This window comes from Streptomyces chiangmaiensis (assembly GCF_036281785.1).
GTDB lineage: Bacteria > Actinomycetota > Actinomycetes > Streptomycetales > Streptomycetaceae > Streptomyces > Streptomyces chiangmaiensis.
In genome coordinates this window covers 20,411-31,219 of sequence record NZ_JAYWVC010000090.1, presented here as the reverse complement: position 1 = coordinate 31,219, position 10,809 = coordinate 20,411, and the positions used below count along the sequence as shown (strand labels likewise).

At 71.7% G+C, this 10,809-nt stretch carries 9 protein-coding genes and 1 pseudogene; 4 read left to right on the top strand and 6 right to left on the bottom strand.

Features of this window, described 5'->3' with window-relative positions; all coding sequences use genetic code 11:
* Positions 1-83: 83 nt before the first annotated feature.
* A complete protein-coding gene (locus VXC91_RS24045; RefSeq protein WP_329509400.1) occupies positions 84-938 on the top strand; it encodes a GNAT family N-acetyltransferase in 855 nt (284 codons plus the stop codon).
* A gap of 191 nt (positions 939-1,129) precedes the next feature.
* Positions 1,130-1,903 (top strand): GNAT family N-acetyltransferase, encoded by a 774-nt coding sequence (locus tag VXC91_RS24040; RefSeq protein WP_329509399.1) that lies wholly within the window; start codon positions 1,130-1,132, stop codon positions 1,901-1,903.
* Between the two features lie 99 nt (positions 1,904-2,002).
* Here the strand turns inward: VXC91_RS24040 and VXC91_RS24035 are convergent, their stop codons facing one another.
* The 5 genes and pseudogenes from VXC91_RS24035 to VXC91_RS47055 form a co-directional block, all read right to left on the bottom strand.
* Positions 2,003-2,932, bottom strand: coding sequence for a hypothetical protein (locus VXC91_RS24035; RefSeq protein ID WP_329509398.1), 930 nt, complete (start codon positions 2,930-2,932; stop codon positions 2,003-2,005).
* Entirely contained in the window at positions 2,910-3,155 is a 246-nt protein-coding gene (locus tag VXC91_RS24030) for a hypothetical protein (RefSeq protein ID WP_329509397.1), read from the bottom strand. The genes VXC91_RS24035 and VXC91_RS24030 overlap by 23 nt, the downstream gene beginning before the upstream one ends.
* Before the next feature lie 40 nt (positions 3,156-3,195).
* The gene (locus VXC91_RS24025; RefSeq protein WP_329509396.1) at positions 3,196-4,074 is read right to left on the bottom strand and encodes a hypothetical protein; all 879 of its coding nucleotides are present in this window, start codon (positions 4,072-4,074) and stop codon (positions 3,196-3,198) included.
* Between the two features lie 14 nt (positions 4,075-4,088).
* Positions 4,089-4,211 (bottom strand): hypothetical protein, encoded by a 123-nt coding sequence (locus tag VXC91_RS47060; protein ID WP_408057458.1) that lies wholly within the window; start codon positions 4,209-4,211, stop codon positions 4,089-4,091.
* Positions 4,212-4,551: 340 nt separating this feature from the next.
* Positions 4,552-5,115, bottom strand: a pseudogene (locus VXC91_RS47055) (aminoglycoside phosphotransferase family protein); the annotation flags it as partial.
* Positions 5,116-5,646: 531 nt separating this feature from the next.
* On the opposite strand from VXC91_RS47055, the gene VXC91_RS24015 reads away from it, so the two are divergent.
* Positions 5,647-6,414 (top strand): ArsR/SmtB family transcription factor, encoded by a 768-nt coding sequence (locus tag VXC91_RS24015; protein ID WP_329509402.1) that lies wholly within the window; start codon positions 5,647-5,649, stop codon positions 6,412-6,414.
* A 178-nt stretch (positions 6,415-6,592) separates the two neighbouring features.
* On the opposite strand, the gene VXC91_RS24010 is transcribed toward VXC91_RS24015, so the two are convergent.
* Complete coding sequence (locus VXC91_RS24010; RefSeq protein ID WP_408057457.1) at positions 6,593-7,333, bottom strand: ABC transporter ATP-binding protein; 741 nt, start codon at positions 7,331-7,333, stop codon at positions 6,593-6,595.
* 175 nt (positions 7,334-7,508) lie between these two features.
* Here VXC91_RS24010 and VXC91_RS24005 point away from each other — a divergent pair, with 175 nt between their 5' ends.
* Positions 7,509-10,808, top strand: coding sequence for an FtsX-like permease family protein (locus VXC91_RS24005; RefSeq protein WP_329509394.1), 3,300 nt, complete (start codon positions 7,509-7,511; stop codon positions 10,806-10,808).
* Position 10,809: the final 1 nt, after the last annotated feature.

The window sequence follows — 10,809 nt, the reverse complement described above, 5'->3', positions numbered from 1 at the left end:
CTCAGCGGGTCGGGCCGCGCGCGCACACTCGAGTTGACTCAAACCCGAGCAGTTCGCGACCCTCCACGGAATGGAGCACAACGATGACCTCAGCGGGTTCCGACGAGTTCGTCGTCGCCCGGGCCACCCTCGACGACTGGCCGGTGATCAGTGGCTGGGCGGCGGACGAGGGCTGGAATCCGGGACTGTCCGACGGCCCGGCCTTCTTCGCCCAGGATCCCGAGGGCTTCTTCATCGGCAGGCTCGGGGAAGCGCCCGTCTCGGCGATCTCCGTCGTCAACTACGGCCCCGACTACGCCTTCCTCGGCTGTTATCTCGTACGCCCGGACCTGCGCGGCCGCGGCCTGGGCCCGACCACCTGGAAGACGGCCCTCGCCCATGCGGGAGATCGTACGATCGGTCTCGACGGCGTGGTCGCCCAGCAGGGCAACTACCGGCGGTCCGGCTTCGCATTCGCGCACCGCGCCGTACGGTTCAGCGGTATCGCCCTCGCCGACGAGGCGGCGCCCGGGGTGCGACCGGCCGAGAACGCCGACCTCGACGCCATCGGGGAGTACGACAGCGCCTGCTACCCGGCCGACCGCCCCCGCTTCCTGGAGCACTGGCTCACCGCCCACGGCAACCGGGTCTTCGTCCGCCTCGAGGGCGACCGGCTGACCGGTTACGGGGTGATCCGTCCCGCTCGTGACGGTCTGCGTGTCGGCCCGCTCTTCGCCGACACCGCCGAGGACGCAGGTAGCCTGTTCGCGGCACTGGCCGCCAAGGCGGCCGGCCGGCCGCTCGCCATCGACGTCCCCGAACCGAACACGGCGGGCGTCGCCCTGGCCGAACGCTCGGGCCTCACCCCGTCCTTCGAGACGGCGCGCATGTACACGGGCCCGGTCAGATCGTTCGCAGGGGAGCGGGTGTTCGGGGTGACGACCCTGGAACTCGGCTAGCCACCACGCCCCGTGGCGATGTCCGGACGGCGCCCCCGACTCCGCTGGCCAGGCCTCCGGATGCTTCGCCCGGACGCGGCTCCGGACGCCCCGGCGTGCGAGGCAGCCGTGGCCGTCCGGGACCCGGGTGAAGCCGTCCGACAGGGGCGTATTACCGTGCCGATACACGCCCCGGATGCTGGAGTGAGCTCATGGACCACGCTGCCGTACTCGCCCTCTACGACCGGGACATGCGCCAGGGGGCCCGGCCCGACGGTACCGGCGCCCGCATCGAGCGCGACGCCTCGGTGGTGCGCCAGGTCGGCTCCGCGCACGGCTGGAACGGGATCGTGTGGTCGGACCTGGACGAGACCACGGCGGACACGGTGATCGCCGAGCAGGTCGGCTACTTCGCCGACCTCGGTCGTCAGTTCGAGTGGAAACTGTACGGTCACGATCTGCCCGTCGATCTCGGGAAGCGGCTGCGGGCGGCCGGATTCACGCCCGAGCCCGAGGAGACGCTGATGGTTGCCGAGGCCGCCGATCTGACCCTCGACGTGGAACCGCCCGAAGGCGTACGCCTCCTGCCGGTCACCGACCCCACGGCCGTCGACCTCGTGGCGGACGTCCACCGCAGGGCGTTCGGCACGGACAGCACCCGGTTGCGCGCCCAGCTCCTCGCCCAGCTGTCCGATGACCGTGACCAGGTGGTGGCCGTCCTGGCCCTGGCGGGCGACGAACCTGTGAGCGCGGCCCGGATGGAGCTCGTTCCGGGCACCCGTTTCGCGGGACTGTGGGGCGGGGGCACCGTCCCTGGCTGGCGGGGCCGCGGCGTCTACCGGGCCCTGGTCGCCCATCGTGCCAAGGTCGCGGCCTCCCGCGGCTACCGCTACGTCCAGGTCGACGCGAGCAGGCAGAGCCGGCCGATCCTGGCTCGCCTCGGATTCGAACCGCTGACCACGACCACGCCGTACGTCTCCGCGTGACGACCGGGCTCTCCGGTCCAGCTGGTACTCCATCGCCCGGTGCGTGATCCGATGGCCGAGCGTGTCGTTGGTCGCGCACCTGGCCTTCACCTGCCGTTCTTAGGGTTGTTGGCCATTGTTGGCCGACTCGCCAAAATCCGGACATGAGGTGGTCCGGTGACCTCGCGAACGGTCTTCGAGGTCGGGGAACAGCGTGAGCTGGTCACCTTGGCGCAGTCGGGTCTTGTCGCCTCCGTTTGGCGTGCCCGCTGTCCTGGGTGGGCTCACGGTCCTACGCGTCCTCGGGACGTGCACGGTCTGGCCGGTAGCTCTCCGCTGTCCGATCCTCTGGTCGGGAGCGGTCACACCTGGCCGTCGCCGTGCTCGGTGCCCGAGTGCGCGTCGTCCAATCGTCACGCTGGCACCGTGATGCCGCGTGACGGTGATCTTCTGGTGCTGCTGCTGGAGTGGATGCTGCCAGTGCTGGCCGCCCCAGATCGAGGTGTAGGCGGGATCCACTGCGATCACCACAAGGCCCTGGTGGAAGGCCATGCCCCGGAGTCGTTCACGGAAGCGGGCGGTGGGGATACCGGCCACGGTGCGGCGGAACATCTTCCCGCGTCCGCCTCGGCCCATGGTCTCCCGGCCCACAGCGCGGGCGTCGTCGAAGCCCAGGTTCTCGACCGCGATCCCGGCGCAGCTGTGCTCCTTGGCGATGCGGATCAGCTCGGTGACCGCGGTGCGGAGCCTTCCGTCCCGTGTCGAGGCGGGGCCGGACATCTTCAGGGGCACGGTGATGGGGTCGCCGATGGGGTTGCCGTGCGGGTCGAGCAGGTAGGCAGCCAGGTGATCGGCGTTCAGGTCGATACCGAGCAGGCGTTCGCCGGATGCCTGGATCTCCTCCGGCGTCGGCAGCACGACAGGATCGCAGGACCACGAGGCATCCAGGTACCAGCGGTCACGCACGGGGTCGTACACGATGTCGTAGCGGACGGCCCGGTTGGCCATCGCCCGGTCCAGCCATTCCTCACGGCGGTGCGAGAAGGCCACGGTGCAGGCCAAGTTGTACCGGCCCCGGGGGGCCGTCGTCCCGCTGGGCGGGAGCCATGACCCGCTGGTGGTGCCCGAGATGCTCACCGACGCGCCACAGAACCTCGGCCTCTTCGGTGGTGATGCACAGCCGGTCCCGGATACGGGCGCCGGTCGGTGCGGCGACGGTGAAGGGGGCCGCGAGCGGGCGCAGCGCGCGCTTCTTCTTACGGCGTCGCGGCATGCTCGCGGCCCTCCCTTCGGTGTCTTGTCGGGGATCGGTGTCAGTTGTCTACGGGATAGGCGTCGAGGCAGCGGACACCTTGCTCGGGCGGGATCGGTTCTCCGGTCTCGTGGTCGATGCGGTGAGCCTCGAAGGTCTGCTCCTCGGTCAACGGGTGGAATGTGCCGTCCACCAGGTACCAGCAGCGAAGCTCCTTGACGGGGATCTTCGTCCCGTTGGCAGCCGTGTGCGAGATCGCGTGAGTGAAGGTGCGGACGGTGATGCCCAGTTCGTCTCCGTCGTGGACCATGCGGTGCAGTCCGGCAACAACCATAGGGTTTTCGATCTCGACGGAGCCGTCCTTGCCGATGATCACACCGGTGCTCCAGCCATTGCTGAAGGTCACCAGGTGATTCCCCGTGCCGGCGGGAGCGACCAGGTTGTTGATGGTGGCCTGGACGGGGCTGCCAGGTTGGATGGCGAGCGCGGCAGCAGCAAGATCTTGGGCCTTGGTGAACGAGGCGATCTTCTCGTCGCTGGGGAATTCGTGCCGCCAGCCGGTGAACGATCCGACCGCGTTGTGGCCGATCACGGTAACCATGCCCGCGCTGCCGGGCGGCTCGTAATCGCAGGCGCCGCGCCCACAGTACAGGCCCTCCCAATCCTTGCGGCGACGCGCTGTTGTGGGCTTGACCTCGATCGAGAATCCGCAGCCGGGGCAGGCGATAGCGACCTTCCCGGCCTGATTCTTGGCCCTGGCACTGGATCGCTTCTGCTTCTCCAGCAGGAACCAGCCTGGTGGTTCCTCATGCCACCGCGCTATGTCCTCCCGGGCAGGAAACTGCTTTCCCTTCCGCTTGAGCAGCCGCCGAGTAACCCACTCGCAGTCGCCGCCGAGCGCCTTGCGGATCTCCTCGATCGTTGCGCGGCCCTGATGCAAGGAAGCCTCCTTCATCAACTCGCAACTCGCCATCCAAACAGTACACATGGCCAACGCGACAGCGCGTCAAGGTCACCGATACGGAAGATCCGCCGGCCGCCAGGCGAACGCCGGTCCTCCAACACGCCTTCGAGGATGTAGCGGCGCAGTGTCCGCGTGGAAACGCCGCAGATCGTCCGTGGGCCGATCCTCGGGCGATGGCCGCCGCCGGCCGAGGGGCCGTCGGCGGGCCCGGAGGAACTCCGTGGACGCCCCGGCTCCGCGCCGGGGGAGGCTCAAGTCCGTGAGGAACGGGCTGGGATGCCGTACGCTCCGTACCGCCTTGCGTATTGCCGCCGCCGGGTCGCCCTCGTGATACGGCCGCTCAGAGGGTTCGATGCCGTCGAGGAACTCCTGGTAGCGGACGGCGTTGATGAGTTCGGCAAGCGGCTCCGCGAGGCGCAGGGCACGGACCGGGTCGCTCTCGGGGACGTGCGCGATCCAGGCCTCGGCCCAGGCCCGGGCCGCCGTCGCCCGGACCCGCTCGTGGAGGAAGTCGTGGGCGCGCAGACCGTCCACCACCGGATTGCCCCAGTACGCGTCCGCGAAGTCCATGACGACCGGACGGCCGCCGTCGCTGCGCCAGTTGCCCGGGTGGAAGTCCCCGTGCACCACCGTGTCGGGCAGGCCGCACTCCGCGAGCTGAAACCAACGGACCGTCAACTCACGTGTGACAGCGATCTCTTGGGGGGTCAGTTCGGCGGCGACCGGTCCGTCGAGGAGGGCATCGACCCGGGTCGCGAGCACGGACGTGCGCCCGTCCCGCAGCCCGGCGGGACGGTTCGACGCGAGGGCCGCCTGGGCCGCCACGAACGGCTGCATCGCCGCGGTCACCGTCCCGGCCGAGGCGTCCCAGCAGTCTTCGCCGGGTACGTGCTCCATGAGGATCCGCCGGTCGCCCTGGCCCAGGAGGGTCGGCACCAGTGCGGGATCCACGCGGGCGAACGCGGTGACGACAGCCGCCTCGTCCGCGGCGAAGTGCGGAGTCGCCTTGAGCCACACCGGCCCCCGCGCGGTCGGCAGCCGGAAGAGCGCCGCCAGGTTCCAGGTCCGTCGCTGCTGGACACGCCCCGTGACGGGACGTCCCGCCGCCTCCGCTGCGCTTGCGGCCCAGTCGAGGAGTTCCCGCAGGCTTGCGGCGCGGGCCCAGGGCGTGCGCAGCCCGGAGTCCCGGGTCAACAGGCCGTCGTCGAGGGGCCGTCGTTCCAGCAGGCCGCGTGCCGGGCGCTCCAACGCCTCGACGTGATAGGTCGCGTGACCGTCCCGCCCGCCGTCTCCGTCCACCGTCAGCAGCCGCAGGACCAGCACAGGCACCCCGAGCAGGTCCTCCAGGCGTGTGACGACCGGCTCCACCTCCTGCCACCACGGAACGTCCACCGGGAACGGCCCCACGGCCCCCAGGACGTCCTCACCTGCTGTCACCCACGCGCTCACCGTCCGGCTCACCGCGCCAGTGTGAGGGGTGCCCGCGTTCTTGACATGCAAGAAATCACCTGCATAACGTTGAGTGTGCAATCAGAGAGCGACTCCGGGATGGACCATGTCTTCAAGGCGCTGGCCGACGCGACCCGCCGGCGGCTGCTGGACCGGCTGCACGAGCGCGGCGGACAGACGCTCGGTGAGCTGTGCGAGCACATCGACATGACGCGTCAGTCCGTCACCCAGCATCTCGCCGTGCTGGAGGCCGCCGATCTGGTCGCCAGCGTGCGGCGGGGGCGGGAGAAGCTGCACTACCTCAATCCGGTGCCGCTCCACGAGATCCAGGAGCGGTGGATCGACAAGTTCGAGCGCCCGCGCCTGCGTGCGCTGAGCGCCCTCAAACGACAAGCCGAGGAAGCCATGAGCGACAAGCCCACGTTCGTGTACGTCATCTACATCAAGAGCACACCCGAAATCGTCTGGGACGCGCTCACCGACCCCGAGCTGACCGCCGCGTACTGGGGCCACAGCAACGTCTCCGACTGGAAGCCCGGCTCCCGCTGGGAACACGTCCGCACGGACGGTTCGGGCGTCGCCGACGTGGTCGGGGAGGTGATCGAGAGCGATCGGCCCACCCGCCTTGTCACCACCTGGACCGCCCCGGAGGACGAGGGACGGCAGGACACGTACTCCAAGGTCACCTTCGACATCCAGCCGCACGCCGACATCGTCAGGCTCACGGTCACCCACGAGGATCTGGCGGACGAGAGCGCGCGTGCGGACGTCGCCGGGGGCTGGGCGGCCGTCCTGTCCAACCTCAAGTCTCTGATCGAGACCGGCAGTCCGCTGCCGCAGGAGCCATGGCTGGTGCCGAACCGCTGACACGGACCCCGGCCGGGGACGGCGGGGCGACGGTGAGGCCGGTCCGCGGCTGCGGGCCGGCCGAAGTTCCTTGCGCGTCCGGTGGCGGGGTGCCGATACCGCTATGCGCGCGGGGTGCTCTTCACAGCCACTCCCGCACACATCACGCCCAGCGCGCCTGCAGCCGACCCGCCCGTGCTCACTCCTCCGGCACGATACGGCCGTCGCGTAGTTCCAGGACACGGTCGGCGATGGCTAGGAGCTGGGGATCGTGGGTGGCCACGAGGGCGGTGACGGCCTGGCTGTGGACGACCGCGCGCAGCAGTTCCATGACGGAGCGGCCGGTCTCCGCGTCGAGCTGTCCGGTCGGTTCGTCGGCGAGGAGGAGGGAGGGGCGGTTGGCGAGGGCGCGGGCGATGGCGACGCGTTGCTGCTGACCGCCGGACAGCTCGCCGGGGCGCTGGGCGACGTGGTCCTCGAGGCCGACCAGGCTGAGCAGCAGGGCGACGCGGTCCTCGCGCTCGCGGCGCTCGGTTCTGCGCAGGCGCAGTGGGACGCCGACGTTCTCGGCCGCGGTGAGGACGGGCAGCAGGCCGAAGGACTGGAAGACGAAGCCGATGTGGTCGCGGCGCAGGTCGAGCAGTTCCTTCTCGCCGAGGCCCACGAGTTCGGTTCCGGCGACGCGTACGCTGCCGGAGTCCGGGCGGTCGAGCCCGCCGACCACGTTGAGCAGGGTGGTCTTGCCGGAACCGGAACGTCCCTTGAGTGCCACGAGCTCTCCGCGTGGCACACCGAACGACACCTCGCGCAGGGCACGCACGGCAGTGTCCCCGTGACCGTAGGTCCGCGTGACCTGGTGAACCGTGACCATGTTGCCGTCCGGTGGTGCCGGTTCACCTCCCGTCGGGCCGTCCGCCCGGTCCAGCACCCGTTCGCTCATGGCGGTCAGCATAATCGCGCCTGTGGATCACCTGACAGACCCCTGATGGACGGGTACGTTGTGCCCCGTGTTCTCATGACCGCAGCGACAAATGGAGAACAGAGAAGGCTCCGCCGTGGGACGGGGTCGGCTGCGTACCTCTGCGTGGGTGCGCGGGACGGTGGCGGGGAGAGTTTTGACGGGGTTCGTGTTGCTGCGCGCACGCGCGCACTGGCTGCTGCTGGGTGCCGCGCTGCTCTGTGTGGTGCTCACCACGTGCGTACTGGCATCGCTGGCGGCGTTCAGCGGAGCGGTCGGGGACGCCGGGCTGCGGCGTGCTCTGCAGGACCAGGCGGCCACGCGCACCCTGGTCGAGGCCGACGCGGATGTCACTTCGACCGACCGCGCCGCACTTGACACGGCCGTGCGCAGGACCGTTCCTGCAGCCTTCGACGGCATGCCGGTACGGGTGGCCGCCAGCATCCAGTCCGCTTCGTACGGCCTGCCCCGCGCAGTCGGCACCTCCCCTGGCGCCGACCCCGACCTGACGCTGCTGGCCACCCTCGACCCCGCGCGGGTCACGATGACCGGCGGAACCCGTCCCGGCCCGCCGGAAGCCGGACGCCCGGTTCCCGTCGCCCTGCCCGAACAGGCCGCCCGTGTGCTGGGCCTGCACACCGGGGACCGCATCACCCTCAGCGACCGGCGCGACGGTCGGCCGCTGCACGTACTGGTGACGGGCTTGTACCGGCCGGTCGACCGCACCGACCTGTACTGGCGGCTCGACCCGCTGAGCGGCCGGGGTGTGCGGACGCTGTCGTTCACCACGTACGGCCCGATGCTTGCGGACCCCGGCGCCTTCACCTCCGGGGCCGTCGCACCTGACCACATGTCCTGGCAGGCTCGCGCGGACTTCTCCGCCATGACCACGGCGCGCATGGACCGTCTGCGGCACAGCGCGCAGCAGACGCTGCATGACCTGAACCGGTCGACGAACGGATCCGTCAGAGCCCGCAGCGAGTTGCCGGATCTGCTGACGGACCTGCGCCGCACGCTCCTGGTGAGCCGGTCCACGGTGCTGATCAGCACGCTGCAGGTGGTGCTCCTGGCGGCCTTCGCACTGCTCCTGGTGGCCGGCCTGCTCGCCGGGGAGCGGGCGGGCGAGATCGCACAACTGCGGGCCCGTGGTGCCTCCCGCGCCCGCGTGGCGGGGCTCGCGGCGGTCGAGGCCCTGCTGCTGGCGCTGCCCGCGGTCGTGGTGGCGCCCCTGCTCGCGGGCCCGCTGCTGCGGTTGCTGGCCGGCCACGGCCCGCTGGCCCGCGCGCAGGTGCGGCTCGACGGCTCACCGGCCGGGACGTGGACCGTGGCCGCCGTCACCGCGCTGGTCTGCGCGCTCGCCGTCGCGGGCCCGGCGCTGCGCCGCACCGGCACCTACGTCGACGAGCGAAACACCGGCCGGCGCCGGGACAAGCTGCCCGGGATCGTGAAGGCCGGGGCCGACGTGGCGCTCGTCGTCGTCGCGGTGCTGGCCTACTGGCAGCTGTCCCGCCGGGCTTCGGGCTCGGGAGTCCTTACGGTCGACACGGGCGGCGCCCTGGGTGTCGATCCGGTGCTCGTGGCCGCGCCGGCGCTCTGCCTGTGCGCGGGCGCGGTGGTGGCCCTGCGGCTGCTTCCGCTCGCGGCCCGGCTCGGCGAGCGGCGGGCCGCCGGCACCCGCGGACTGGCGGCGGCGCTCACCGGCTGGCAGCTGTCCCGCCGTCCCGGGCGGGGAGCGGGCCCGGTGCTGCTGGTGGTGCTCGCCGTGGCGATGGGGGTGTTCGCGACCGGCGAGTACGCCAGCTGGGCGCGTTCCCAGCGCGATCAGGCCGACTTCGCGGTCGGCGCGGACCTCCGCGTGGCCGACTCGTCCACCCCGTCCTTCGCCCAGGGTGGGGTCTACGACGGCATTCCCGGCATCGTGGCCGCCGCCCCCACTGTCCGCACCGAGATCTCCCTGCCCCAGGACCGCGACGCCACCGTGCTGGCCATGGACACCGAGGCCGCGGCCGGGGTGCTCCACTGGCGCGACGACCTGGCGGACCGCTCACCGCGCCGGCTGCTCGGGCCCCTCCACACCGGTGCGCAGGCGCAGGGCAGATCTGCGGGCTTCGTGCTGCCGGAGAACGCCGGCCGGCTGAGGATCACCGCGCGCCTGGAAGTGCTCGGCCCGGCGGGCGGGTCGCCTCGGAGCACGGCCGCCCCCAGCCTTGTCGCCACCGTCACGGACCGGTACGGCGTCCCGTACACCTTCCCCCTGGGCACGCTGCCCGCCGACGGCCGCCCGCACGTGCTGACGGCGGACTTCGCCGCCGAGTCCGGCCGGGTGCAGGGCGCGGCCCCCGCCGGCCCGCTGCGGCTGACCGGGATCAACGCCGGCTACCTCCTGCCGCGACATGCCGAGGAGCACCGCCTGACGGTCACCGGGCTCAACGCCGTCCTGACCGACGGACGCACACACGCCGTCCCGGTGCCCGCCGGTGCCGTCTGGGGCGCCCGCGTGCTGACCCCCACCCCGGGCGCCTCCGCGCCGCGGGCCACGGCGGCCCGCTCCACCGCCGCGGCCCCGCTCTCCGTCAGATACGGCACCGGGTACGAGGCATCGCCGCAGGACCCCAGTGGGGTCACGGCCGGAGAGCTCGTCCTGCGGGCCGACACCGCCGCCGTCCCCGTACCGGCCGCGCTGGCCACCGATGCCTTCCTCCGCGCCACGGGTACGCATGTGGGCCAGACGGCGGACGTCAACCTGGGCAGTACGACGCTGACGGTCCGCGTCACCGCAGCCGTACGCGCCCTGCCCACGGTAGTGCCGCCGGCCACCGGCGACGGTGGTGCCCTGCTGCTCGACCTGCGCGCCGTGAACCGGGCCCTGGCGGATCACGGCGGGGTGGTACTGGAGCCCGACGAGTGGTGGCTCGCCACGGACCACGGCGCCGCCTCCCGTGTGGCGACGGTGCTGCGGGGCCGTGCCGATGCCGCCTCCGTGCTCGTCCAGGACGAGGAGCGGGAGAGGCTCAAGGCCGACCCGCTCGGTGCGGGCCCGCAGGCCGGCCTCCCTGCAGCCGTGGTGGCCGCGGCGGTGCTGGCCGCCGTGGGCTGCGCCGTCGCGGCGGTCGGCGCGTACCGGGAGCGTGCGGACGAACAGGCGGTACTGCGGGCCCTGGGCGCCTCCCGGCGCTCGCTGGCCCGCGGGGCCGCCGCCGAGCAGGGTCTGCTGCTGGCCGTCGCGGTGGCCGTAGGCGTGGCCCTGGGTGTTCTGCTCACGCGCCTCGTCGTACCGCTGATCGTCCTCACGGCGCAGGCGGCCCGTCCGCTTCCGGCTCTCCGTGTCGAGCTGCCCGCGGGCCCGGTGGCACGGCTGCTGATCGCGGTGACCGCGGTACCGCTGCTTGTGGTCGTACTGACGGCGCTGCGGTCCGGCGAACCGGCCCAGGCCCTGCGCCGCCAGGGAGGTGAATGAC